General features: G+C 59.6%; 25 protein-coding genes. 13 read left to right on the top strand and 12 right to left on the bottom strand.

All coding sequences use genetic code 11. From position 1 onward, the window contains the following. Positions 1-307 precede the first annotated feature (307 nt). From AB5Z25_RS11310 to AB5Z25_RS11300, 3 genes are read right to left on the bottom strand one after another with little or no spacing between them, the layout of a single operon-like run. Positions 308-2,485, bottom strand: coding sequence for a MurT ligase domain-containing protein (locus AB5Z25_RS11310; RefSeq protein WP_368134875.1), 2,178 nt, complete (start codon positions 2,483-2,485; stop codon positions 308-310). A 45-nt stretch (positions 2,486-2,530) separates the two neighbouring features. After that, positions 2,531-3,574, bottom strand: coding sequence for a hypothetical protein (locus tag AB5Z25_RS11305; protein ID WP_368134876.1), 1,044 nt, complete (start codon positions 3,572-3,574; stop codon positions 2,531-2,533). Then, entirely contained in the window at positions 3,574-4,650 is a 1,077-nt protein-coding gene (locus tag AB5Z25_RS11300) for a tetratricopeptide repeat protein (protein WP_346965534.1), read from the bottom strand. The genes AB5Z25_RS11305 and AB5Z25_RS11300 overlap by 1 nt, the downstream gene beginning before the upstream one ends. A gap of 501 nt (positions 4,651-5,151) precedes the next feature. On the opposite strand from AB5Z25_RS11300, the gene AB5Z25_RS11295 reads away from it, so the two are divergent. The 6 genes from AB5Z25_RS11295 (at position 5,152) to AB5Z25_RS11270 (ending at position 11,731) form a co-directional block, all read left to right on the top strand. Beyond that, complete coding sequence (locus AB5Z25_RS11295) at positions 5,152-6,375, top strand: iron-containing alcohol dehydrogenase (protein ID WP_006234677.1); 1,224 nt, start codon at positions 5,152-5,154, stop codon at positions 6,373-6,375. An 83-nt stretch (positions 6,376-6,458) separates the two neighbouring features. Further along, entirely contained in the window at positions 6,459-7,559 is a 1,101-nt protein-coding gene (locus tag AB5Z25_RS11290; protein ID WP_368134877.1) for a glycerol dehydrogenase, read from the top strand. Between the two features lie 113 nt (positions 7,560-7,672). After that, positions 7,673-8,740, top strand: coding sequence for a glycerol dehydrogenase (locus AB5Z25_RS11285; RefSeq protein WP_368134878.1), 1,068 nt, complete (start codon positions 7,673-7,675; stop codon positions 8,738-8,740). A 151-nt stretch (positions 8,741-8,891) separates the two neighbouring features. Beyond that, positions 8,892-10,145, top strand: a complete 1,254-nt coding sequence (locus AB5Z25_RS11280) for a 4Fe-4S binding protein (protein ID WP_368134879.1) — start codon at positions 8,892-8,894, stop codon at positions 10,143-10,145. A gap of 114 nt (positions 10,146-10,259) precedes the next feature. After that, positions 10,260-11,336, top strand: coding sequence for a redox-regulated ATPase YchF (ychF, locus tag AB5Z25_RS11275; protein WP_035136922.1), 1,077 nt, complete (start codon positions 10,260-10,262; stop codon positions 11,334-11,336). 11 nt (positions 11,337-11,347) lie between these two features. After that, positions 11,348-11,731: a DUF1648 domain-containing protein gene (locus tag AB5Z25_RS11270; RefSeq protein ID WP_089572786.1), complete on the top strand. Its 384-nt coding sequence runs from the start codon at positions 11,348-11,350 to the stop codon at positions 11,729-11,731. Between the two features lie 9 nt (positions 11,732-11,740). Here AB5Z25_RS11270 and AB5Z25_RS11265 read toward each other — a convergent pair whose 3' ends face one another. Next, complete coding sequence (locus tag AB5Z25_RS11265) at positions 11,741-12,130, bottom strand: hypothetical protein (RefSeq protein WP_117745721.1); 390 nt, start codon at positions 12,128-12,130, stop codon at positions 11,741-11,743. A 76-nt stretch (positions 12,131-12,206) separates the two neighbouring features. On the opposite strand from AB5Z25_RS11265, the gene AB5Z25_RS11260 reads away from it, so the two are divergent. Continuing rightward, positions 12,207-12,425, top strand: a complete 219-nt coding sequence (locus tag AB5Z25_RS11260; protein ID WP_035136926.1) for a helix-turn-helix domain-containing protein — start codon at positions 12,207-12,209, stop codon at positions 12,423-12,425. A 322-nt stretch (positions 12,426-12,747) separates the two neighbouring features. Here AB5Z25_RS11260 and AB5Z25_RS11255 read toward each other — a convergent pair whose 3' ends face one another. Continuing rightward, positions 12,748-13,761 carry an asparaginase gene (locus tag AB5Z25_RS11255; protein ID WP_368134880.1) on the bottom strand — a complete coding sequence of 338 codons (1,014 nt, stop codon included), beginning with the start codon at positions 13,759-13,761 and terminating at the stop codon, positions 12,748-12,750. A gap of 267 nt (positions 13,762-14,028) precedes the next feature. On the opposite strand from AB5Z25_RS11255, the gene guaA reads away from it, so the two are divergent. Together guaA and AB5Z25_RS11245 are read left to right on the top strand one after the other, a co-directional pair. Then, positions 14,029-15,627, top strand: a complete 1,599-nt coding sequence (guaA, locus tag AB5Z25_RS11250) for a glutamine-hydrolyzing GMP synthase (protein ID WP_117635915.1) — start codon at positions 14,029-14,031, stop codon at positions 15,625-15,627. 486 nt (positions 15,628-16,113) lie between these two features. Beyond that, the gene (locus AB5Z25_RS11245; protein WP_368134881.1) at positions 16,114-16,251 is read left to right on the top strand and encodes a hypothetical protein; all 138 of its coding nucleotides are present in this window, start codon (positions 16,114-16,116) and stop codon (positions 16,249-16,251) included. 660 nt (positions 16,252-16,911) lie between these two features. Here the strand turns inward: AB5Z25_RS11245 and AB5Z25_RS11240 are convergent. The 4 genes from AB5Z25_RS11240 to AB5Z25_RS11225 are packed head-to-tail and all read right to left on the bottom strand — an operon-like array spanning position 16,912 to position 18,705. Continuing rightward, positions 16,912-17,130: a hypothetical protein gene (locus AB5Z25_RS11240; RefSeq protein WP_368134882.1), complete on the bottom strand. Its 219-nt coding sequence runs from the start codon at positions 17,128-17,130 to the stop codon at positions 16,912-16,914. A gap of 15 nt (positions 17,131-17,145) precedes the next feature. Beyond that, positions 17,146-17,325 carry a hypothetical protein gene (locus AB5Z25_RS11235; protein ID WP_368134883.1) on the bottom strand — a complete coding sequence of 60 codons (180 nt, stop codon included), beginning with the start codon at positions 17,323-17,325 and terminating at the stop codon, positions 17,146-17,148. Positions 17,326-17,369: 44 nt separating this feature from the next. Next, entirely contained in the window at positions 17,370-17,831 is a 462-nt protein-coding gene (locus AB5Z25_RS11230; RefSeq protein ID WP_368134884.1) for a hypothetical protein, read from the bottom strand. Beyond that, entirely contained in the window at positions 17,797-18,705 is a 909-nt protein-coding gene (locus AB5Z25_RS11225) for a helix-turn-helix domain-containing protein (protein WP_368134885.1), read from the bottom strand. Before AB5Z25_RS11225 ends, AB5Z25_RS11230 begins: the two co-directional genes overlap by 35 nt. Positions 18,706-18,952: 247 nt before the next feature. Between AB5Z25_RS11225 and AB5Z25_RS11220 the strand changes: the two genes are divergently transcribed. Together AB5Z25_RS11220 and AB5Z25_RS11215 are read left to right on the top strand one after the other, a co-directional pair. Beyond that, positions 18,953-19,249, top strand: coding sequence for a hypothetical protein (locus AB5Z25_RS11220; RefSeq protein ID WP_368134886.1), 297 nt, complete (start codon positions 18,953-18,955; stop codon positions 19,247-19,249). Positions 19,250-19,775: 526 nt separating this feature from the next. After that, on the top strand, positions 19,776-19,964 hold the full coding sequence (locus AB5Z25_RS11215; RefSeq protein ID WP_368134887.1) for a desulfoferrodoxin family protein: 189 nt from the start codon (positions 19,776-19,778) through the stop codon (positions 19,962-19,964). 464 nt (positions 19,965-20,428) lie between these two features. Here AB5Z25_RS11215 and AB5Z25_RS11210 read toward each other — a convergent pair whose 3' ends face one another. Continuing rightward, positions 20,429-20,713 carry a YjdF family protein gene (locus AB5Z25_RS11210; RefSeq protein WP_438265598.1) on the bottom strand — a complete coding sequence of 95 codons (285 nt, stop codon included), beginning with the start codon at positions 20,711-20,713 and terminating at the stop codon, positions 20,429-20,431. A gap of 284 nt (positions 20,714-20,997) precedes the next feature. Between AB5Z25_RS11210 and AB5Z25_RS11205 the strand changes: the two genes are divergently transcribed. Then, positions 20,998-21,180 carry a hypothetical protein gene (locus AB5Z25_RS11205; protein ID WP_346973620.1) on the top strand — a complete coding sequence of 61 codons (183 nt, stop codon included), beginning with the start codon at positions 20,998-21,000 and terminating at the stop codon, positions 21,178-21,180. Between the two features lie 145 nt (positions 21,181-21,325). Further along, complete coding sequence (locus AB5Z25_RS11200) at positions 21,326-21,856, top strand: flavodoxin family protein (RefSeq protein WP_138374935.1); 531 nt, start codon at positions 21,326-21,328, stop codon at positions 21,854-21,856. Positions 21,857-21,964: 108 nt separating this feature from the next. On the opposite strand, the gene AB5Z25_RS11195 is transcribed toward AB5Z25_RS11200, so the two are convergent. Continuing rightward, complete coding sequence (locus AB5Z25_RS11195) at positions 21,965-22,255, bottom strand: DUF8462 domain-containing protein (RefSeq protein WP_147330594.1); 291 nt, start codon at positions 22,253-22,255, stop codon at positions 21,965-21,967. Positions 22,256-22,635: 380 nt separating this feature from the next. Further along, positions 22,636-24,876 carry a DNA gyrase subunit A gene (locus tag AB5Z25_RS11190; RefSeq protein WP_368134888.1) on the bottom strand — a complete coding sequence of 747 codons (2,241 nt, stop codon included), beginning with the start codon at positions 24,874-24,876 and terminating at the stop codon, positions 22,636-22,638. Between the last annotated feature and the right edge of the window lie 3 nt (positions 24,877-24,879).

The raw sequence follows: 24,879 nt of genomic DNA, 5'->3' as shown, positions 1-24,879 counted from the left end.
GGGGCCGCGGGGGCGTTCAGCTAACTGCGGGAATGGCCTATTTGCTCAATGTGTTCGGCTGAGATCGGAAATCAACCCACCACACAGGAGTTGGTTTCTATTCCGATTTTAAAATATCTCAATCTGTAACATCTGGGCGGGCAAACCGGCTTTATCTGTTACAGATCGAGACAGACGGCGGGCGTCGGGATGAACATCTCAATCTGTAACAGTAAGACGACTTTCAACGGCCTAGATGTTACAGATCGAGACAAACAAACGTGGCAGGTCAAAACCACCACAAAGGCGCCTGTCCCCGTTGTGGTGGCTAGGGGAGGAGCTTCATGGCGGCGTCGTGGGCGGCGTGCTCGTAGGTGTCGTCGAGGGACTTGAGCGGCAGCAGGGCTGTGGCCTGTGCATCGCCGCGGCGCTCGAGGGCGTGCGCGATGAGCCAGTCGGCGAGCTCGGGGTTCTTGGGCAGCGCCGGGCCATGCAGGTACGTGCCGATGACGCCCTTGTAGATCAGGCCCTCAAAGCCGTCGTCGCCGTTGTTGCCGGTACCCGTGACGACGGACGTTCCGAGCGGCGTGGCGTCTGCGTCGAGCAGGGTGCGACCTCCATGGTTCTCGAATCCCACAAAGGGCTCAGGTGCCAGATCGGTTTTGACGGCTACGTTGCCGATCAGGCGATCGGAGCCGCGTACGGTTTCGGCGGCAATGACGCCCAGGCCCTCAATGCGATCGTCGCCCATGTAGTACGAACGGCCGAGCAGCTGATAGCTGCCACAGATGGCAAGCAGTGTGCCGCCGTCCTCAACATAGGCCGCGACCTTGTCTTTTTGGGCGAGCAGCTCGTGTGCCACGGCTAGCTGGTCGCGGTCGGAGCCGCCACCCATCATGACGATATCGGCATCGGTGAGATCGAGTGACTCGCCCATACGGACCTCGTCCACGCGCACGGGAATGCCACGCCAGGCGCAGCGGCGCTCGAGCGCGATAACATTGCCGCCGTCGCCGTAGAGGTTAAGGGCATCGGGATACAGGTAGACGATGCGCAGCGGGCGCGAAAGCTCGACTGGAGCGATACCGACAGGAAGAGCGCTGCCGTCGGCACGGGCTACGGCGCGCCCGGCAACAGCGTCGGCGGTGGCGCCTTTCAGCCCGTCGAGCTCCTTGACCAGCGGCGGGAAGGCCGTGTAGTTGGCGACGGCGTAGAAGGTGTCATCGGCGGCCTCGTCTGCCACGGCGCCAATTGCCTGCGCGACGTCCGAGATAATCGTGGCATCGATGCCGGCGTACTTCAGACGTACCTGCATATCGTGCGCGCGCGTGCCGCCAGCAAAAGCGACAAGCCCCGTTGTGTCGGCGATGCGTTCGAAGTCGACGTCGTAGATCCACGATACATCGTGGCCATCGGCATCGTTGTCGTTCAGGAAAAAGGCGCAGAGCCTGCCACCTGCTGTTTTAATGGACTGGATTTGTCGATCGAAGCCTACGGGATTTTTGGCCAGATTGGCCTCGACGGTACGGCCGGCGATTTCCCAGCGGCCCATGCGTCCGCCGGCGGGGACGTAGGCATCGAGCGTGGGCTGTAGGTGAGCTGCGTCCACGCCCAGCTCGCGCGCCGCAAAGAAGGCGGCGGCAACGTTGTAGACCATATACAGGCCGTTGTAGCGTGTGGCGATGTGCACGGCAGCCGCGTCGGGCGTAGATCCAAACACCAGGTCAAAGCCGTAGCCGTCGCAGCCGAGCTCCACGCCCGTCACGCGACGGACAAGCCCAGGGCGGGCCCAGCCGCACGAGGGGCAATGGTATGCGCCAAGCTGTCCGTACTGCACATAGTCGTACTCCAACGGTGCGTTGCACTGTGAGCAAAAACGCGAGTCGCTAATGCGGTCGGACTCGGTGTTGGTGGCGCCGTCGATGCCAAAGGCGATGCTTGCATTGGGAACGCGCGCGGCGATTGCGGCACACAGCGGGTCGTCTGCGTTGTAGATGAGCGTTGTTGCCGGAGAGAGCTCCAACGCATGGGCGATGACGTCTTGGGTATGGTCGATCTCGCCGTAGCGGTCTAGCTGGTCGCGGAACAGGTTGAGCAGCACAAAGTACGTCGGCTTGAGCTTGGGCAGAACGCGTACGGTGTAGAGCTCGTCGCACTCAAAAACGCCCACGCGCTTGCCGCTGCTGGTGTGCTTAAGGCCGCCGCGGGCCTCGAGCAGAGCACCCACCACACCAGGCTCCATATTGTTGCCGGCGCGGTTGCATACCACGGTGGCGCCGCTGGCGGCAACGGCGTCGGCGATAAGGTTGGAGGTGGTGGTCTTGCCATTGGTGCCGGTGATCACCACGCTGCGGTCGACCAGGCTCGCGAGGTCGCTTAGCAGCTCGGGGTCGATCTTCATGGCGATGCGGCCGGGAAGCACGCCACCCTGGCGCTTGAGGACAGAGCGCAGTCCCCAGCGGGCGATATCGCTCGAGGTACAGGCGAGAGATGAGCGGAGGTTCATGAAATCGTTCCTAACGTAAACGACATGGTCGGGGCGATCGCGTCGCTAAAAGCCGTAGCGGCGCGCAAATTCCTGGGCAAGCTGCGATACATCTTCGCAGGCGTTGGCCCAGGGGGCAAAGTCGGGGGTGTCCGAGATAATGCCGTCGGCTTCCCAAACCGCCTGGTGCGAGAGGTCCCAGGGGTCGCGTGGCTCGGGTCGGCAGGGAAGGTACGGCGTCTGGTACATGGGGTTCAGCAAGAAGAACGCGCCGCCCTCGCAACGGTTAGCGAACTCACGCAGCGCGCGCGTCGCCGGACGCATCTTGTTTGTTTTGAACAGCAGAATCGTGCGGGCGAGCAGGTACCAGGGGGAGTTCTCGAGGGTATCGGCCCCCACCTGCTCCTCGAGCTGGTGAGCCAGGGCAAAAAAGCCGTCCTGGTCTTCCAAGCGGGCGAGGGCGAGCAACACGGTGCCGGCAGCTCGGGTGGGATAACCTTCTGCCTTAAGGACGCGGCGGGCGTAGTTGGCAGCAGCACGGTAACGAGCGCTCGCCATGCACAGCTGCGAGATGGCCTCGAGCGTGTGAAGCCAGCCAATAAGCGCCGGCTCGCTCACGGTAAGGTCTGCTGCGGTGACACCGTCGGCCAAAACATTATTGGCCCAGTAGTGCGGGGCCTCCATGTCGAACCCGGGCACGCTTTGTTGCAGGTAGTCGGCCGTACTCGTCTCGAGCTTCATCAAGTCGCCCAGGCAGGCATCAACGGGCGTGTCCGCCAGGATGATGGCGAGCAGCTGCGCATCGACGGCAAGTGCATCGACGCGGACGATCTTGAGCAGCTCATCGCGCATATCGTCGAACAGACGGTTGCGCGTCTGCTCAAACTCCTCGTCGCTGCCCATGTCCTCGATGCGGCGAAGCTCGTCAAGCAAATGACGATGAACGCCGGCATAGGACAGCAGCGCTTGGGCATGCTCGGTCTGCGCATACTTGTGGGGGTTTGCGCTGATGTCGTTATGGACAAGCTCGCGTGCTGCATCGGTGAGTTCGGGGTGCGACGCCAGATAGGTGCGCTCCAGATAAGCGGGGATGTAGACGCTCGGATCCATTAGAGGTCTCCTCCCTTAAACGGCAATCCCTGTTCGGCCGCGCGCAGGATTCGTTCGTCGATCTGAGAGCGCACGATGTCGTTGGTGGCGACCCAGGCGGCAAAGCTGGCGTTGTCGGGCGCGCCTAGGCCCTCCTGCAGCACCGGCGTCGCCTCGGACAGGGCAAGGACAAGCTCATCGGTGGAGCCCGGACCTACGTTGACGCGGGCATAGATGCCATCGGGAAACTCGGTTTGGAAGTAGAGTGCTTCGGCTGCGTGCGGGCATGAGCGCACCAGGATGCGCAGGTAGTGTTCGGCGCCCTCGTAATCCAGCTCGCGCCAGGCTGCGCTCATCAGTGCGATGAGCGTCCACGGGTCCAAGTCGCGCTCTGCGTCCTTGGGACGGCGGCGCAGCGGCGTGTTGGCAAGATAGGGTACGGAGTGGGCGGAACGAAAACGCTTGAGCTCCTCGGCAGGGTATTCGAGCTTTGCCATGGCAAGCATCGCGGTATGGCGGACGCCAGCGGGGTCGTTGGGCGCAAAGTCCAGGCTGCGATTCGCGGCATCCAGCGACATGCGGTAGCGGCCGCTAATGAGCGCGCGCGATGCCAAGGCGGCAAGCCAGCGCAGGTAGGGACGGCGGGTCAGGTCGCCTGCGGCCTCACGCTCGTAGGGGTCCTGTGCCGAGGCAATCTTGAGCGCCAGGTCGTGCTCCACCTCGTCGCACTTGGACACCAGATACTGTACGTATTCCTCGTTGGATTCGGCGGTGAGCGCCGTCAGCATGCGCTGGGCATCCCAGTTGGCCGGATCGAGCGCGGCTGCCTCACGGAGCATGTTCTCGGCTGCGGCTTCTTCTTGCTCTGCCTGGGCGTCGTCGGGGATAAAGGGGATGCGGTAGTCGACAGCCTCGACGACCTTGGCAATCAGATGCCCAGCTCGGTCGCGGTCGTGCACGATGAGCGGCGCGGGGTTACGGGTGAATTGTTCCATCAGACGCTCGACGGCGGGGCCGTCGGTGAGTGGAATATTGTCGCGGCGCAAGGCCTCAAGAACGAGGCGATGGCAATCCTCTTGAATGGGGTCGAATGCCATGGGGCCTCCTTTGCTGCGGTTAGGGTTCAAATCATCTCTATATAAGGTTCTAGTTTACCCGCATGTGGCACACCGGGGGTGCCGCACTTGGACTTGCACCTTTGCACCACGAAGACGGATGTCGCACAAATGTCGGCACCTCGGTTGCGCGGGTGGTATCACAGTGCCGTAAACGGTCGATTTTTGGCGGCGAACGGGGCACATTTTGGAGGGGCACAGTCCTGCCCGGGATATGTGGTCAACCCTGATAAAACGTTTGCCCAGCTTGGGAGTATGAATGCCCCACAAGGGTCTTCAGGGATAGAAAAAACGTTTCATCATTATCGGCTTTAGGTGAATAACTGACCAACCAGAACGGTAAAATAGTGTTTGTCTGAGCGTTGAGGCGTTAAGACATCGCGCATTGTCATCGCCGGCAACGCGCAAAACGGTCCTAACGGAGCCAATCGGGTGCTCCGTTATATACGCAAGTCTAAGAGGGGCTTGTTTAGGAGGCACAGTATGGGACGTTTTACCAATCCTCGCGATCTGTACTTTGGTGAGGGCGCTCGCCACGAGGTGAAGAACCTCAAGGGCAAGAAGGCTATCATCGTTTCTGGCGGCAGCTCTATGCGCCGCGGCGGATTCCTGCAGGACGTCGAGAACGACCTTAAGGAAGGCGGTTTCGAGGTCAAGCTGTTCGAGGGCGTCGAGTCCGACCCGTCCATCGAGACGGTCATGAAGGGCGCCGAGGCCATGCGCGAGTTCGAGCCCGACTGGATTATCGCCATCGGCGGCGGCTCGCCCATCGATGCCGCTAAGGCCATGTGGGTCTTCTACGAGTATCCCGAGGAGTCCTTCGATAACATTATCCAGCCGTTCAGCTTCCCCGAGCTGCGTCAGAAGGCTCATTTCTGCGCCATCTCCTCTACCTCCGGCACCGCTACCGAGGTCACCGCGTTCTCCGTCATTACCGACTACGCCAAGGGCATCAAGTACCCGCTGGCCGACTTCAACATCACCCCTGATGTCGCCATCGTCGACCCCGAGCTCACCTACACCATGCCCGCCAAGCTGTGCGCTCACACCGGCATGGATGCTCTGACCCACTGCATGGAGGCTTACGTTTCCACTTGTGCTTCTATGTTCACCGACGCCAACGCTCTGCACGGCATCCGCGAGATCGTCGAGTGGCTGCCCAAGTCCTATGCTGGCGACCATGAAGCCCGTCAGCACATGCACGAGGCTCAGTGCATCGCCGGTATCGCCTTCTCCTCGGGCCTGCTCGGCATCGTTCACTCCATGGCTCACAAGACCGGTGCTGCCTTCGAGAACGGCCACATCATCCACGGTGCTGCTAACGCTATGTACCTGGGCAAGGTCATCCAGTGGAACTCCAAGGACCCGCGTGCTGCCGAGCGTTACGCTTACGTGGCCAAGGAGATCCTGCACCTTCCCGGCGAGACCAACGAGGAGCTCATCGCTGCGCTCGTCCAGAAGATTCGCGACCTCAACGACCAGCTCAACATTCCGCAGTCCATCAAGGATTACGCGAATGGTGGCGTGAAGGTCGACGCCGAGAACCCGCAGATGGTTTCCGAGGAGGAGTTCCTCGCCAAGCTGCCCGAGATCGCCGCGAACGCCGAGCAGGACGCCTGCACGCCCGAGAACCCGCGTGAGACCAAGGCTGCCGACTTCGAGAAGATTCTCAAGGCCTGCTACTACGACACCGACATCGATTTCTAATCGACTCTTGTTATCGTAACGAGGGGCTCCGCACGTATCTGTACGGAGCCCCTTTCTTTTTTCTTTTAGAGAATGGGATAGTTATGGCTGCAATTTTCAATAGCCCCAGCAAGTACATCCAGGGTCCGGACGAGCTCGCCAAGCTCGGCTCCTATGTCGAGCCGCTTGGCGCTAAGGCCCTCGTCATCGTGACGCCTTCGGGCAAGAAGCGCGTCGGTGCCAAGATCGAGGGCGGCTTTGCCGAGGCTAAGGCCGAGCTGCTGTTTGAGGACTTTAACGGCGAGTGCTCCAAGGGCGAGGTCGATCGCCTGGTTGCGCTCGCTCGCGACAACGGTTGCGACATCATCGTCGGCGTCGGTGGCGGCAAGATCCTCGACACCGCGAAGGCCGTCGCCTATTACCTGGAGTCCCCGGTTATCATTTGTCCCACCATTGCTTCGACCGACGCCCCGTGTTCGGCGCTTTCGGTGCTCTATACCGATGACGGCCAGTTCGATAAGTACCTGTTCCTTAAGGCAAACCCCAATATCGTCCTTATGGATACGACGGTTATCGCGGCGAGCCCGGTGCGCCTGACGGTTTCCGGTATGGGCGATGCGCTCGCAACCTACTTTGAGGCCCAGGCGACGCACGATGCCGACGGCGGCACCTGCGCCGGTGGCAAGGGCGGCATGGCCGGCCTGGCGCTCGCCAAGCTCTGCTACGAGACGCTTATGGCCGATGGCGTGAAGGCCAAGGTCGCGCTGGAGAAGGGTGCGCTCACGCCTGCCGTCGAGCACATCATTGAGGCCAACACGCTGCTTTCGGGCATTGGCTTTGAGAGCTCGGGCCTCGCTGCTGCTCATGCCATCCACAATGGCCTGACGATGCTGCCCGAGTGCCACAGCATGTATCACGGCGAGAAGGTCGCCTTTGGCACTATCGTCCAGCTGGTACTCGAGGATGCTCCGACTGAGAAGCTTGAGGAAGTCTTGGGCTTCTGCATTGAGCTGGGCCTGCCGGTCACGATGAAGGAGCTGGGCGTTGCCGAGCTTACGCGCGAGCAGGCCATGATTGTTGCCGAGGCCGCGTGCGCGCCCGATGACACCATGTGCAACATGCCGTTTGAGGTGACGCCCGAGATGGTCGCAAACGCCATCCTGGGTGCCGACGCGCTGGGCCACTACTATCTCATGGATGAGTAAATCAAGCTAAGGAAGGGGCAAAGCCGGCAGACGGCTTTGCCCCTTTTTGCTATGGTGCAAAGGGGTCAGGTTGCTTTGCACCAATTGTTGTTGATGAAAGGGCGGATTCTCGTATGGCGCTTCCCATGGTTTATGGCGGTCCCGGACGATATGTTCAGGGGCCGGGTGAGCTCTCGCGTCAGGGCAGGTATTTGTCATGGTTGGGCTGCGCTGCCTATGTCTTGTTTGACCAGGGCACCGAGGATCGGCTGTGCAGGCAGATCGTCGATGGATTTCTGGATGAAGATCTAAGCGAGCCGTTCTTTAAGATTTACAACGGTCCGTGTACGGAAGAGGCCGTTGTTGAAATGGCTAAGGAAGCCCGGGCTGAGTATTGCGACATGGTGGTGGGTATTGGCGGCGGCAAGATGCTCGATATCGCCAAGGCCGTTGCGTTTTATGCCGAGTTGCCGTTGTGCGTATGCCCCACGGCGGCTTCGATGGACGGTCCGTGCAGCGCGATTTCGGTGTTGTATCACGAGGATGGGTCGTTCGACCGCTACCTGATGCTCGAGAAGAATCCAGACCTGGTCGTGGTCGATACCAACGTGGTCGCGGCGGCCCCGCTGCGTATGACGGTCGCTGGCATGGGCGATGCGCTGGCAACGTACTTCGAGGCGCGTTCGTGCGCCGCGGCGCACGGCGTCAACGAACACGGTGGCGCGCCGGGGCACTTGGCTTTGGTTGCGGCTCGTGCCTGCTATGACACACTCATGGAGTGCGGTGTCGCTGCCAAGCGCGATCTCAAAAAGGGCCGTATATCGCCGGCGGTTGAGCGCCTGATCGAGTGCAATATTCTGCTCTCGGGTGTTGGCTTTGAGAGCGGTGGCCTAGCGCTTGCCCATGCCATCGCCAACGGCCTGACAATTCTGCCCGAGTGCAAGGCCATGCACGGTGAGGCCGTGGCATTTGGCCTGGTGGTCCAGCTGCGCCTAGAGCGTGCGCCCGAGCTTGATCAAGTGCTCGAGTTTTGCCAGCGCGTCGGTCTGCCGACGACGCTCGAGGAGCTGGGTCTTGGCGAGATTTCCGATGCCGATCTGATGAGCGTTGCAGATGCGGCCTTTAGAAACGAACGCAATATGGCCAACGAGCAAGCCAAGGTGACCAAACAAAAGCTCGTGCAGCTCATGTGCGAGGCATAGTTTGGCTCTTGATCGGCCTTGTGCGATCGAGGCGGCGATAGGCCATGGACTATTTGCCGCAAAGATGAGCCGCGTGTAATTTGCCCGAGGCGTGGGCCGATAGCGTATCATTATCTCTTGCTTGTTTGCACTGCTCAGGGAGGGGCCGCGCATGGCGCAGGAACACGATCTGTTTGATGACATTATCGAGATCAGCAAGGGTTTCGACTTTCTTAAAAACCCGCTTGGCGGCGTGACCGATGCGCTCGATCCGTCGGCGCCGCAGTGGAACCCTGCCGACTACAAGGAGCGCCCGCGCGGCAACACCATTCCGTGCCTGACCTGCAAAAACGAAAAGAGCGGCTGCACCGCGTGCATGGACGTGTGCCCGGTCAACGCTATCGAGGTCGAGGAAGACTCCATCGAGATTCTCGACTCCTGTCGCAAGTGCGGCCTGTGTGCCGCTGCCTGTCCGACCGAGGCAATCATCTCGCCGCGTCTGGCGCCCAAAAACCTGTATGACGATATCGTCTCTGCTGCTACGAGCCACGAGACCGCCTACGTCACCTGTACGCGCGCCCTCAAGCGCATGCCGCGCGAGAACGAGGTCGTCGTTGCCTGCGTGGGCGATATTACGGCCGAGACCTGGTTCTCGGTACTGGCCGATTATCCCAACGTGAGCGTCTACCTGCCGTTGGGCGTGTGCGATAAGTGCCGCAACACCGGTGGCGAGGATATTCTGGGCGAGGCGATTGCGAAGGCCGAGGAGTGGTCCGGCACGGGTATGGGCTTGGAGGTCGACCCCAAGAGCCTCAAGTGCCATAAGCTTCGCGAGTACGAACGCAAGGAGTACATGGAAAAGATTGCCCGCACCACGGGCCTGACGGTGACCAAGCTTAATCCGGCGACGGCGGCGCTGGCCTCGGTGACGCAAAAGCTCAAGGCCCATCGCCATCAGATTACCCAGCTGGAGCGCACGCTCAACACCATGTGCGGCACCACGACGACCAAGCGTCGCCGTTCGCTCACGCACGGGCGGCAGCTGGTGCTCTCGACGCTGCAAAACCACCCCGAGCTTGCCCAGAACATGCAGGTGAGCACGCCGGAGTGCGATTTTGACAAGTGTACGTCGTGCGGCGAGTGCGTCAACGTGTGCCCCACGTTTGCCTGCGATCTGGTGGGAAGCGGCCGCTTTGCGTTGGAGTCCACGTATTGTTTAGGCTGCGGCGCCTGTGTCAAGGTTTGTCCCGAGCATGCGCTCAAGCTTGTTGAGCACGACGCGTCCAATCTGGTCGTCGTCGATCCCGAAGCCGAGGAAAAGGCCGCCCAGAAGGCGAAGGCTCACGAAGAAGCTGAGAAGGTCAAGGCCGAAGCAAAGGCCAAGCTCGACAAGATGCTCGATCAGGTGGAGAAGCTCGCGGACTAGTCAGCGAGCTCTATCTCTGCTTCATTTGCGCCGCCGCGGTGTCCGGATTCGCCCGGATGCTGCGGCGGCGCTATACTTATACGGTTTGAAGTACCTGTACCAAAAGGAGCTGTCGTGTCCCTTTCCATCGGTATCGTGGGCCTGCCCAACGTGGGCAAGTCGACGCTGTTCACCGCGCTTACCAAAAAGACCGGCCTTGCCGCCAACTACCCGTTTGCCACGATCGACCCCAACGTGGGTATCGTCGACGTGCCCGATAGCCGCTTGCAAAAGCTTGCCGACATCGTTAACCCGGGTCGCATTGTGCCGGCGACGGTCGAGTTCGTCGACATCGCAGGTCTGGTGAAGGGCGCTAACGAGGGCGAGGGCCTGGGCAACCAGTTCCTGGCCAACATTCGCGAGACCGACGCCATCTGCGAGGTCGTGCGCTACTTTAAGGACCCCAACGTCATGCGTGAGGTGGGCCGCACGGGCGAGTTCGTCGATCCCGCCGGCGATGCCGACACCATCATGACCGAGCTCATCCTGGCCGACATGGGCACGCTCGAGAAGCAGCTGCCTAAGCTCGAGAAGGAGGCCAAGCGCGACAAGGAGCTCATGCCCAAGTTCGAGGTTGCCAAGCGCCTGCTTGCCTGGCTCAACGAGGGCAAGCGCGCCGCATCCATGGAGATGACCGACGAGGAGCGTGCCGCCGCCAAGGGGCTGTTCCTGCTCACCATGAAGCCCATCCTGTATGTGGCCAACGTGGACGAGGATATGCTCAACGACGATCTGGCGCCCATCGATGGTGTCAAGCCGCTGCCCATCTGCGCCAAGATCGAGGCAGAGCTTTCCGAGCTCGATCCCGAGGACGCCGCCGACTACCTGGAGAGCCTGGGCCTGGAGCAGCCCGGCCTGGACGTGCTCGCTCAGGCTGCCTACAAGCTGCTCGGCCTGCAGTCGTTCTTTACGGCCGGCGAGATGGAGGTCAAGGCCTGGACGGTTCGTCAGGGCGCGACCGCCCCGCAGGCCGCCGGCGTCATCCACACCGATTTTGAGCGCGGCTTTATTAAGGCCGAGGTCATTGGCTACGACGACTACATCGAGCTCGGCGGCGAGCAGGGCGCCAAGGCCGCCGGCAAGTTGCGTATTGAGGGCAAGGACTATGTCATGGCCGATGGCGACGTCGTGCACTTCCGCTTTAACGTGTAAGGACGACGCATATGTTCAAATATGGCAAAAAAGCTGGCTACATGGGTATTGCGCTGCTCGTACTTGCGGTGATTCCGCTGGTGGTCGCAGCGTGTGTTATCCCCAACATTGGCCCCGAGGTGGCAACGAAGTTTAACGCCGCCGGCGAGGTGACGCGCTGGGGTAAGAGCTACGAGCTGCTGGCACTGCCGGTACTCAATCTGCTGCTGAGCGTGGCGACGTACTTTACGGCGGGACGCCAAGCCAAGAACAATGACGACTCCGCCGCCATGGCGCGCATCGTGTGCGAGCGCTACCTGCGCAACGGTTGCATCACGGGTGTGTTCCTCAACGTGATCAACGTTTACTTTATGTACTCGGCGATTACCGGAACGGGCTTTGGCTTTGGTTTCTAGCTTGTCCTTTTAGGCAACGAGTCTGCACACATATTCGATAGCTGCTGCGAGGCCGCCGCTCGATCGTGGTTTAAAGACCATGTCGGCGGCGGCCTCGTTTTCGTATCCGGCGCCGCGAAGGGCGAGTGCGATACCGGCTTCCAGGAGAAGGGGCAGACCGCGTTGGCTGGTTGCGATCACGGCAGCCTGATTGAGCGAGCAGCTGTGCGCCTGGCATTGGATAGCAAGTTCACCTTGCGCCGGGCAAGGGACCAGAACGGCGGCGACGCGACTTGATAGCAATGCAAATGCTGTGCGCTCATCGGGCGAAAGGCATTCTGATTCAACGACGACGAGCTTGGGCGGCGCGCTGTTTGTGCGAGGCGTGGCTCGGTACATGCGGACCGAAGAACCCGACATAGAAAACTCCTGTGTATTCGGCAAAACGTAAACTATAGTTTACGTTTATGTTCGGCTCCATTTCAAACTCGGCTGCATGGACGAACGTGCGAAACAGATTCTTGGTAGGCGGGTCGAAGAGACACGCAGAGACCTTGGTATCTCCAAGGTTGATTTTTGTGTGGCGACAGGAATCAGCCGACCCTACCTCGACCGAATCGAAGATGGGACGGCAAATTTCACGCTCAAGGTTCTATTTAAGATCGCGCCCGCACTCGGCATGACGGTATCTGAGCTTCTCGAGGGTATCGAATAGGGCGTTCCCCCGCTGTATTTGACGCTCTTTGGGCGGGTCCCCCCTGGTTGCGATGTGCAAAATCGCGAGTATTCAGCACCAGTTCGGCCGTAGATGGTAGCTCGAGCGGCTGGCTTTGCCTTTTTGACAGTAGATAATCCACACGTTAAATAAAAATGAGGAATAAATATTTACTAGACGGACCCTTCGTCCTAAAAGTTCGTCTAACAATCGGCCGATTCTATGCCTCCGGAGGAGAAATTGCAGAATACTCCGATTTTTGCACGGCCTGAGGGGGGCCACCTGTCGTTTAAGGCTGCGATAAGTGGAGCTGCCTTAGGGATTACGCCATCGGGATGCGGTCGTGGTTGACTTGGCTGTAGAACAGGCGCTGAATCTCGGCGGCATCGCGTGACTGGCCGAGTGCCCACATGGTCTTGGCCACGAGCGTCTCGGTGGTCATGTCGTCGCCGCGCAGAATACCCGGATGATCGGCGTAAGCGCGGCCGACCTCATAAACGCCCAGATCGAGGCCCTCTTCGGGGACCTGCGTGGTCATAACGACGGTGCGGCCCGAATCGACCCAGCGAAAAATTGCCTCTTGGAACGACCCGCCCGACTCACCAAACTCGGGGATACCGCCAATGCCAAAGGTCTCCAGAATCACGGCGTCGTAGCTATCGGCAAGGGCGTCGAGGATGCCCGGGTTTACGCCGGGCGTAAGCTTGAGTACAAATACGCGCGGGTCGATGCTGTCGTAGAAACGCACCGGGTTTTCGCCCTGATGCGTGCCGTGAAGCCCGTTGCGCACAATGCGGTCGTTGCGGATATAGGCGATGGGCGGATAGTTGACGCTAATGAACGCGTTAAAGCTCATGGTGCGCTGCTTGCGGGCGCGCGTGCCGGCAATGGTGACGCCGCCAAACACGATCGAAACGTCGTGCGAGTGCTCGTCGAGCGCATAGAGCAGGCTCTGGTACAGATTGAGCTTGGCATCGGTAAAGGGGTTGCCCATGGGCTTTTGCGAGCCGGTGAGCACGATGGGCTTGGGGCTGTCTTGAATCAGGTAGGAAAGCGCTGCTGCGGTGTAGCTCATGGTGTCGGTGCCGTGCAGAATCACGAAGCCGTCGTGGTCGGCATAACCCTCGACGATGACATCGCGGATGCGCATCCAGTCGCTCGGGCGCATATTGGTGCTGTCGATATTCATGGGCTGCACGACGTCGAGCTCGCAGAGGCCCGAGATCTCGGGGACGCTCTGGGCGAGCTCCTCACCGGTCAGGGCGGGGGAGAGGCCGTTGCTGTCCTCGGTCGATGCGATGGTGCCGCCCGTGGCGATGAGAAGGATGCGCTTCATGCTGGTATTCCTATCGTATTTGCCGCCGCAGAGGCGGAGTCGTTCGGCAGTATTGTGGCACAGGGCGTCCAATGTTCAAACGTATTACATCATCTGTAACGTTTGAAAACACTTCAATTGCCGTCAAATAGGGGCCCAGGTCGTGCGTTTGCCGTGCGCTGATGGCTGCGAGGGGCGAGAAACCCCATATAACGTGTACACTATGAAGGCTATTTTCGTTCATTCACGCGGGTGGGCACCGGCTCCCCGCCAACAAGAGGGGGAACCATGGATCAAAAGGCTTCCGCAAAGGTCCTCGTACTCGACTTTGGTGCGCAGTACGGTCAGCTCATTGCCCGTCGCGTCCGCGACCTCAACGTGTATTCCGAGATTGTCCCCTGCGACATCTCGGCCGACGAGATTCGCGAGATGAACGCCTCTGCGCTCATCCTTTCCGGCGGTCCGGCTTCCGTGTACGCCGAGGACGCTCCGTCCATCGATCCTGCCATCTTTGACCTGGGCCTTCCCGTCCTGGGCTTTTGCTACGGCCATCAGATCACGGCCGTGACGCTCGGCGGCAAGGTCGGCCACTCCGAGGTGGGCGAGTACGGCCGCGCCACTATCACGCGCACGGCCGGCGCCAAGCTCTTTAACTCCACGCCCATGGAGCAGACCGTGTGGATGAGCCACCGCGACGCCGTGTCCGAGGTGCCCGAGGGCTTTACCGTTACCGCCAGCACCGACGTGTGCCCGGTTGCTGCCATGGAGTGCGTCGAGCGCAAGATCTTCACCACGCAGTTCCACCCCGAGGTCAAGCACTCCGAGTATGGTCAGCAGCTGCTGAGCAACTTCCTGTTTGAGATCTGCGGCCTGGAGCCCAACTGGAGCATGGACAACCTGGTCGAGACCATGACGGCTGAGTTCCGCGAGAAGGTCGGCAACGACCGCGTGATTCTGGCCCTGTCCGGCGGCGTCGACTCCTCCGTCGTGGCTGCGCTGGGCGCCCGCGCCGTGGGCAAGCAGATGACCTGCGTGTTCATCAACCACGGCCTGCTGCGCAAGGGCGAGCCCGAGCAGGTGGAGGAGGTCTTCACCAAGCAGTTTGACGTCGACTTTATCCACGTCCACGCCGAGGACCGCTATGCCGAGCTTCTGGCCGGCGTGACCGAGCCCGAGGAGAAGCGCCGCATCATCGGTACGCAGTTCTGGAAAGAGTTCTTCGCCGTGGCGCAGCAGCTCGAGACCGATGGCAAACCGGTCAAGTACCTGGCTCAGGGCACCATCTACCCCGACATCATCGAGTCCGGCGCTCGCAAGACGGGTGGCAAGACGGCCACCATCAAGAGCCATCACAACCTGATCCCGTTCCCCGAGGGCGTGCACTTCGACCTTATTGAACCGCTCGACCACTTCTTTAAGGACGAGGTCCGCGCGCTTGGTCTGGCACTGGGCCTGCCGGGTCACATCGTGTTCCGCCAGCCCTTCCCGGGCCCGGGTCTTGCCATCCGCATCATCGGTGCGGTCGACAAGGAGAAGCTCGAGATCCTCAAGAACGCCGACGCCATCGTGCGCGAGGAGCTCGACGCCTACAACCAGCGTCTGTTTGAGCAGACCGGCGAGCGCAACTCCGAGCACAGCTGCTGGCAGTATTTCGCGGTCCTGCCTGACATCAAGTCCGTTGGCGTTATGGGCGACGAGCGCACTTATCAGCGCCCGATCATTCTGCGTGCCGTCGAGTCCAGCGATGCTATGACCGCCGACTGGGCCAAGCTGCCCTACGACGTGCTGGCCCGCATCTCTGGCCGCATCGTTGCCGAGGTCCCCGGCGCCAACCGCGTGTGCTACGACATCACGTCCAAGCCGCCCGCGACGATCGAGTGGGAGTAGGCTGACAGGGTTCTGACCTGCACTTTTGAGTGCCGCACTGTGCTCCTGAGTTTCGTTTCGTACGAGAGTTACGGCAAAACCACCAGCGACATTGGTGAGTAAACTCGATTATCGAGCCTCCGTTCCCATGTTGGAACGGAGGCTTTTTCTTTGCCTTTTTACTCTCTTTCACCTGCGATTTCGCGATTTACTCTCCGTATTTCAAGACGGCAAGGCACGGAGCGGTATTCGGAGGAATGGGAGTAAGGATTCATCCCGAGTGAGTAGACGCGCTATTTTTGTCCCCGAGGGCGAAACAGGGCCGTTTCGGGGCCCGTGAAACTCAGATCGAACTCAATGGGCATTTTTGCGGTCTCCGTACGGCGTTTCCCCAGGTGGTTAATGGGGAGTAAAGAATCTCGCTGCTAAGAAAGCGACGTTCAGCGCTCTGCGGTCAAGGCTATGACCACCTGAGGGGTGCCGGCGGTGGGGTTCTCGGGAGCGGCGGTGATCGACTCTTTGTTCACCGAGGTGGGCTTGACGAGCTACGCCTACTGGTTCACTGGCTTCTCCGCCATGACCGAGGTGGCGGGCTTCGAGCGCCTTTTGGGCATAGCGGACGCCATGCAGGCGTTTACGAGCTAAGGGCAGCTGGAGGGCATCTGCGCTGTGGGCCTCGACGCAGCGGCATGAAGAAGGCGGGCTCGGTGCCCTACTCGTATAGCCGCCTGGTGAGCGGCGCGGGCAGGTTCGTGCCGGTGGGACCTCAGGCGCTTCTGAGTTGGAAAGGACCGCGGGGCATGTTGATCGCCCGGCCAAAGACAGCCGCACGTGGCCCGTGGGCGAACTGTTCGACAACGGCAGTTCGCTTTCAGGCTCGGGCGTCATCCGCGCGGGTGAGAGGTTGTGGCGGACGCGTTCTTCGTGCGCAACTCGAAAGTCGTGCGCACAGTGGTAACCAAGGGCAGTGTGGCGTGCGGTGCTGAGGAGTGCACGAACTTCTGGGTCTGCAGTTGCTCGGTGCTTACCCGCGTGGATGGCATGAACTCACTCTGGGGCGTGGTGAAGATACAGCGTGCGTCTAACCCGTGCACGGCTTTTGAGCCGATTGACCTGCATGGGCTCAAGGCGTCCGCGCCGGGGATCGCGACGTATGCTTTGGCGCGCTCGAAGCTAAAGACGATTCTGATGGACCCAGACTGGTTGCTGTGGGGAACTCAGATATTTGACGGTGGAGCGGGATGGGGAGCCCCCACGTCCCTTGTGGAGGCGCGAGGGCTTAACGAGTTCAAAAATTCTTTGCCGTTAGAGGTAGCTGCGCAGCCAATCGGGCATGCTAGAATCGTCGATGGACCACGAATCTTCCTCGTGTTCGCTTTCCTCCCAGTTACTTTCGTCACCATCGAAGAACTTGTGCCTGTTGCACTTGTACTTGACTACGGTGTCGCCTTCGCGACGGTACTCGTTCCAGTAGTAGTTTTGCTTTCCATACCCGTCCCATTCTTGCGTTTTGTAGATGACCATGGTGGTACCTTTCGTTTATGCGCACATTTGCGTGATGAGCATGACCTGGCCGATGGCGTGCAAGACGCGGACTACTACCGCACATGCTAGCAGCGCCATGAACAGGCGGGGCATCCGCTTCTCCTCGCGGCTGTTCTCGTCACCGAAAAGGCCTGTGAGGGTCTTCTTTTCGATTGCTGCCTGGCTGTGCCCCATTCGTCGCTCCGTTTCTCTTGCGATTATTGAGTGCTTCCAGGGGGTTATGCCGCTCGGCAGTAGAGTCTCGTCTGGGGCCTTACGATGGTCTGGCCTTCGGCGAGGTCGACCCCGAGGGCAGCCGCGTACGAGACCGCGTCCGGCGAGGCGTACCGGTTTTCGGGCAGCTTGCGGAGAAACCAGTCGACGTTCACGACCTTCGGCTCTGTGACGACCGTCTCCACGGCGGGCGGAACGGCTGCCTGGGCAACCACCTTGGCTGTTCCGTCGGCGATGGCCTTTGCGCCCTTTGCCGCCGATGCGGGCGACATCGCAGACAGGTCGAGCTTGCTGCTCACGAGCAGGGCGATGCCGATTCCGACGGCTGCGGCGGCTATGCCCGTCACCATTCTGGTGGCGATCTTTTTCTTCGGGTGGCTCTTTTCGGCAGCAGAGGCGTCGACCTCTCTGACATCATCGATTGCCCGGTCGTCATTCCTGGTCTTGTTGTGCTTGCCTTCCTTCATCTTCCTTCTCCTTCCAATTGCTTATCGCATAATGTGTCATTGCCTTATTTATGAAATCAAACGCACCTTGTCCGATTCCTATTTCCAAAAAGAGCTCTAGATACTGGTCTTCAAGCAGCTTGTTCCATAGGAGCCAGGCAAACATCTCGGCGTGCTCCTTCGCCTCATCTGGCGTTTGCCTACCCGTCAGCTGCAATAAATTGCCGAGCACCTGCTGTATCAGCGGTGAATCGGGGGCTAAGACTTCCTCGGCGCTTGCGGAATCGATGCTCGCGAAATTGCGTTCCAGCTTTTCTTCGACAGCCGCGTTGTTTTCGATAAGCCTCAGGCTTGACAGGTCGGGTGCATCAAGAAGCGCGTTACAGAAATCCTCGGAGCCTATTCCCAGCTTTTCTTGAAATGTCGATTCGAATTCCGAATCGTCTATCGGACAGCCTAAGTCGATGAGAAGGGCCTTCGTCGAGTCGACCAACGCTTCCGCCAGGCGCTTCCGCAGAAGTGCTTGGACCGCCTCCTTCGGGTTTCGCCCATGGGATGCCCTGTTGAGCTCCTTGCAGAACTTGAGCTGCCTGTCCAACTCTTGGCGCTTCGCAGTTAGTTCCTCCAGCTGTCTTTCGGTTATTTCCTCGAACGGCTGCTCGGCGCTTTCCATCTCATCAAAGGCCCTCTTGATGGAGGTCAGGCTATAGCCCATTTTCTGGTATTGACCTACGAGGGCAACTTTCAGTACATCCTCCTCATCGAAGAAACGCCTGCCTTGTCTGCTGTCCTCGGGGCAAAAGATGAAGTAACGTGAATCGTGTTTGTCGCATATCTGTTGGATGTTGTCCCTTTTAACGCCAGTCATCCTTGATACGTCTTTTATTCGCCACATGGTCTTACCTCCTTGAATGGAGAATAAGGTATGCCCAAACTGTCATCCTATTAGACAGTTCAAAAAATCAAATAAATAGTTCTTTGCTTTTCAACTGCCGCCCTATTTGTGACCATCCGAGAAGATGTACGGCAGCAAGGGCCGCGTCTTGTTCGGGAGGTTTCGCATGGAGTCGATCGTGGTGGCGCTCATAGGCGGGCGATGACGCTCGTTGGGGGTGGTTCTCCCCATCTCGCGAAGTTGCGCCGTGATGGAGGTGAAGAACGACGAGTTGACGAAGCGTGTCAAGAAGCACAACTGCCTAGTTGCGCGCACCTATCGCCTGGAGCAGAACGTGGCCGTGATCCGTCGCGACGTGGAGTCGCTCGATGAGAAGATGGGCGATGAACGAGTTTCTGACGAGCAACACCTGGGACTGACGCCTACTGCACTCCCGTGGTGCCAGGGGTGTTTGATGAATATCGTCATTGTGCATTACACGGCGACGAGTGCGAGCGCACGCAACAACCTGCTGTACTTTTCGCGATTCGCCGCGGGCGCATAGGCACACTACTTCATCTATAAGGAGATCTTGATGCGGCCGCCCGTTCACGAGCGCGAGATTAGCCCGTCCATGGGTTCGATATCTTCGCCGTGGGACAACGCGGCCACGAAGTCGCTCATGGGACTGGTCAAATCGCAGTGCGTGCACGCGCGGGCCTACGAGCCGCGGGGAGAAGCCACGCCAGGTTTGTTCAAGCATATCGAGTCCGTACGCAATCGCGCGAGGGTGCACACGGCGCTGGGGGATTAGGGCCCCGTGGAATTCGGGGAGGCCAACTGGCCGGAGGACGAAGACCGCCCGAAGGCGGCATAGAAGGTGTCAATGGAATCGTGAGGAGATTCAAATTCGCGACGTGAGCAACGCTAATCGTTCCGTGAACGCCCTTCACTCCAAGTTCTATGTATGTCCAGTGTGCGGCAACGTGCTCTCCGTCACAGGAGGGGCTGTCGTCTCGCGCTGAGGGATCGTGCTGCCGCCGCTTGAGGCCGAGCCGGCCGAGGGGAAGCACGCCATAGACGTATAATTCGTGGAGGACGAGCTGCATGTGTCGCTGGCGCACCCTATGTCGAAAGAGCACTACGTGTCGTTCATCGTCGCCGTCTCGCCTGACCGGATGCAGGTCGTCAAGCTCTACCCGGAGGGCGACGCTGCGGCAAGGTTCGGGAGGTCTAGGGTGCTCGATGCGTGCGTCTATTGCAACTGGCACGAGCTATAGTGCTATCCCGTTTGTCCAATGTGCTAGTCTGGGACCAATCTCGAGGCTCAAGAAGGAGATTCGATCGCTCTCCTGCGAGAAGACTCACCGAGTGGGAGTAAACCGACATCTAACGTTCGCGAGCCCCTGAACTGCACTAACGGGTCGGAGTTTTCGCTTGACAACCTTTGGGCAACCTTTGTGATTTCATGTCCCGTGAGATATCCATGCTTGCATTGTTGCAAATACCGCCACAATGCAAGCATGAGATGGTCGAAACCAAGTTCATATATTCATGTGCGAACGGGGGGACGTAGCCCTGTTCATACCAGGACCCATGTCGGCGCCGGTCAATGTCCACGATGCTTCTGCTTGCGCTTCAACTTCCGCTGCTCGAAGCGCGCCTCCGCCTCATCCGTGCGACGCTGATTCCTTGCTTGAGCCGACTCCCGCTTCATCGCTTCCCGCTGTGCCGCGAGCGCCTGCTACGCCTTGGTGCTCACTGCGGGCCGCTTAAGTGCTTTCGCCGCCTCGCGGGCGCGCCGCTTGGGGTTCTTCGCGGGCTTGCTTGTTTCAGTGGCCTTGTCGCCGAAGAACGAGAGCTTCTCCCATTCGCTTGTAACGAATCGCAGGATCTCCTCATCGGACGGCTCCGCGCCGAAGACGATGCGGGCGACGCCGTACTTTCCGCCCTCGACGTGCTCCGCCAGCCCGACCCAGAATTGACCGTCGTGATATACGGTCAGGGTGGACGACACGCTGATCTGCATGGTTGGTTCCTCCTTTATGTAGATGACCATGCAGAGAAGGGACAACCAAGGAGGCAGGTTACTGATGCGGACTCCCGCACGCCCACGACTACCCGACGGGGACTGTGTTTTCATCTCTGATGCCCGCATTGTAGCACGCGCGGATGCGCCCTTCATCGCTGCCGACATGACGTGGCTGGGATTCGTTCCTCGACACATCCTTTTGTATATTGCCTTCCCGGTTTCGAAACTTTAAATCAATTCGAGTTTCGAAACCGGGAAGGAGAGCGTATGTGAGAGGCGATATGAGCATCAACTTGATGCTTGAGGGGGAGCTCGCGTCGCTTCTGCCCATCGGGGACGTGTTCCCGAAGGTCCTCATCTCCCGCATAGGGCATGAGACCTGTACCCGGGAAGGCGTACTCGTGCTGGACCTCGCGCGGTGCTGCTCGGTGAGCAGGGGTTCTGAACACTGCGTAGGGATATAGCGCGACAGGGGGTGCAGCACCGTTTGCGCCTTGTCTAGAGAGCACGAACGAGAGATGTGGTCTGCGGACGACTGAATAGCTTCATCTGTTTTGGTTACAACGAAATGTGTGCCGCGCGCCTGCGGCATGAAGGAGGGAGATTTCTATGAATATCGTTGTATTGAGTGGTAGCCCGCGCAAGGGTGCCAATACCGACACCATGGTCGAGGCCTTTGCCGAGACCGCGCGCGAGGCCGGCCATACGGTCGAGGTCATCCGCGTTGCCGGCAAAAAGATTGCTGGTTGTCTGGGATGCCAGTACTGCTTTACCCATGAGGGCACCTGTGTGCAGAAGGATGACATGGCCGACGTGATCGAGCCGCTGAAAGACGCAGACATGGTCGTCTTTGCCTCGCCTATCTACTGGTTCGATATCACCGCGCAGGAGAAGGCCGCCATCGACCGCCTGTACGCCTTCGGTGCTACGGGCTTCCCGTTCACCAAGACGGCCCTTTTGCTCGATAGCCATAGCGAGGGCGTCTATGATGCGGCGATCGCTATGTATAAGTCAACCTGCGCGTACTGCAAGTGGGAGGATCAGGGCATTGTCACCATCAGCGGTATGACCGAGCGCGACAGCATGGTATCGTCGCCCAAGTTGAAAGAGGTGCGAGAGCTCGCTCGCAAGCTCGCCTAAGGACAAGAGGGGCGCATGGCAATCAGCACTAGCGGAAATGCTTGCTGCCCTTACCAGGAGGAATGCTGATTGCCATGCAACGATGCTCCCGCGGACAATTCCGGTGTGCTAAAACGCCTTCTCGTTCAAGAATTCTCTGAACGCGGGGATGTCGAAGCCGACGAGGCCACGCCCACGTTCCCCGATAACGCCGTCCTCGAGGAGGCGGCGTTTGTATTGGCTTGCGTAGTTGCTGGCGACGCCCATGCGTTTGGCTATCTCCGAGATCCTGCTGGGGCCAGAATCGGGCAGCATCGCGAGCAAAAACTCAATGTCTTTATCGGAAAGCTCTCGATAGGTCGTTTCGAGAGAAGCCCGATGCCATGCTTCTCGAGTTGCCTGAAGATGCCATTCATGCACGTGCGCCAGTTGCCCTGGGCTTCTTGAACATATGTCCAATCGATGCCCACTGGACCAATTTGAACGCCGTTCATGCGCGCGTGAGACTGTGAAAGGTAGCTATCTGCCGCTTCTTTGGTTCGCTCGATAATATCTTCGAGCATGCCTGGCATGGCGGAGCCATTTGCTGTACTCCATGGTGGCTCCTTTGCAAGTTTTGCTAATTTTTGCAACTTTTGCTAACTTTTGCGAGTTTTGCTAACGGCTTAGGACGGTGCGGGAAGCCCCCGTATCGTCGACATTTCCGAGGATGACCTCCGCAACGAGCGGGGCCCGGGGCGCAATATTGCTGCGCTCCGGGCCCCGCTGCTTTGTAAAACTATGGCGGTTCTGCCGTCGTCCTAGTCAAACAGACTCGGCATGTCGTTTTCTTTCATGAGGGCACCGGCGGAGGGCAGACTCTGCGCGGTGAACTTCTCGGCCGAGACGCCGGCGCCAAGGATCTCTTCGGTTGTGCCGACCGTGGTGACCGAGCGGCCCTTCTTGGCCGTAAGGGCCTGGACGCCCTGCGTGTTGGTGGTCGTCTTGGTCTTGAGCAGCGACGTGTTGAAGTTCATCAGGCGATAGTCGCTCGAGACCAGCGCGATGTCGCGATCCTCCTTGAGCACCTGGGCATACAGCAGCTTGCTGCCACCGTAGATGGCGTTCTTGAGGCGCTTGCGGTTGGTTTTGGTGACGTATCCGGCAAGTGCGACACGCACCACGCGGCCGTTTTCAAAGACAAACAGCACGTCGGCCTTGTAGTCCTCGGGGTCGATGACCCAGATGACGCTCTCGTCGGGTTCCATCTCAAGATCGGTCGGCAGGTACGAGCCCAGCTGGGCCGACTTGGTGTCCTCAAACGCCGCAACCTTGCACTTGTACACCTGGCTCTTGTTGGTAAACACGAGCAGCTCGTGCGTGTTGGAGGACGGGAACTCGATAAAGGGCTTATCGCCGTCTTTGTACTTGAGCGTGGTCGCCTTCTTGAGCACACGGTCCGTCATCTTTTTAAGGTAGCCCTCGCGCGAAAGCATGATAGTAACCGGGTACTCCTCGACCTCGGGCTCCAGGCTTACCTCGATAACCTCATGGGGCTCGATCCTGCCCGTGCGGCGCGGCATCACGTACTTCTTGTTGACCGCGGCCAGCTCGTCGCTGATGACCTTCTTGATGTTGTCCTCGCTGGAGAGGATCTCCTCAAGCTCGGCAATCTCACCCTCGAGCTTAGCGATGTCCTTGGTGCGGTTGAGGATGTACTCCTCGTTGATGTTGCGGAGCTTGAGCTCGGCAACAAACTCGGCCTGGGTCTCGTCGATGTCGAAACCCTTCATAAGGTTGGGCACGACCTCGGCTTCGAGCTTGGTGCCGCGGATGATGGCGATGGCCTTGTCGATGTCGAGCAATATCGCCTCGAGGCCGTGCAGCAGGTGCAGGCGCTCGGACTTTTTGCCCAGGTCAAAGTTAATGCGGCGACGCGTGGACTCAATACGCCACTTGACCCACTCGTGCAGGATCTGGCGCACGCCCATAACGCGAGGGTAACCATCGACGAGCACGTTGAAGTTGCACGAGAACGAATCCTGCAGCGTGGTCGAGCGATAGAGCTTGGCCATGAGCTTGTCGGGGTCGACACCGCGCTTAAGATCGATGGCGATGCGCAGGCCCGAGAGGTCGGTCTCGTCGCGGATGTCAGCGATCTCCTTGACCTTGCCCTCTTTGGAGAGCTTGACGATGCGCTCGATGATGACATCGGTTTTGGTGGTGTAGGGGATCTCGTACACCTCGATGATGCGTTCTTCGGGAATCCAGCGCCAACGGGAGCGGATCTGGAAGCTGCCAAGGCCGGTCTCGATAATCTTTTCCATCTCCTCGCGGCGGTAGATGATCTCGCCGCCGGTCGAGAAGTCGGGCATGGGCATGTACTCGAGCAGGTCGCAATCGGGATCCTTGAGGTAGTGCATCGTTGCGGTACAGACCTCGTTGAGGTTGAAGCCGCAGATATCGGACGCCATGGCGACGCCGATGCCTTTGTTGGCCGAGACAAGGATGTTGGGGAACGTGGTGGGCAGCAGGCGAGGTTCCTTCATGGCGCCGTCGTAGCTGTCAACGAAGTCGACCGGGTCCTTGTCGATGTCCTTGAAGATCTCGGCACTGATGGGGGAGAGCTTGGCCTCGGTATAACGCGAGGCGGCGTAGCTCAGATCGCCCGAATAATACTTGCCAAAGTTGCCCTTCGACTCAACGAACGGCGCGAGCAGCGCCTCGTTACCGGTGGCCAGGCGCACCATCGTCTCGTAGATCGCGGCGTCGCCGTGCGGGTTGAGCTTCATGGTCTGGCCCACGATGTTGGCGCTCTTCTGGCGCTCGCCCTTGAGCAGGCCCATCTTGTACATGGTGTAGAGCAGCTTGCGGTGCGAGGGCTTAAAGCCGTCAATCTCGGGGAACGCACGCGAGACGTTGACGCTCATGGCGTAGGGCATGTAGTTGACCTCGAGCGTCTGCGTGATCGGCTGGTCGGTGACCTCGGAGTGCAGGCCGATGACGTTCTCGGCGTTAACCTGCTTTTTCTTTGGCTGGTTCTTCGTCTTCTTCTTTGCCACGAT

It is taken from the genome of Collinsella aerofaciens, from assembly GCF_040910325.1.
Taxonomy (GTDB): Bacteria; Actinomycetota; Coriobacteriia; order Coriobacteriales; family Coriobacteriaceae; genus Collinsella; species Collinsella aerofaciens_BL.
Note: the sequence above shows the minus strand (reverse complement) of the source record. Positions and strands in the feature narration are given on the sequence as shown.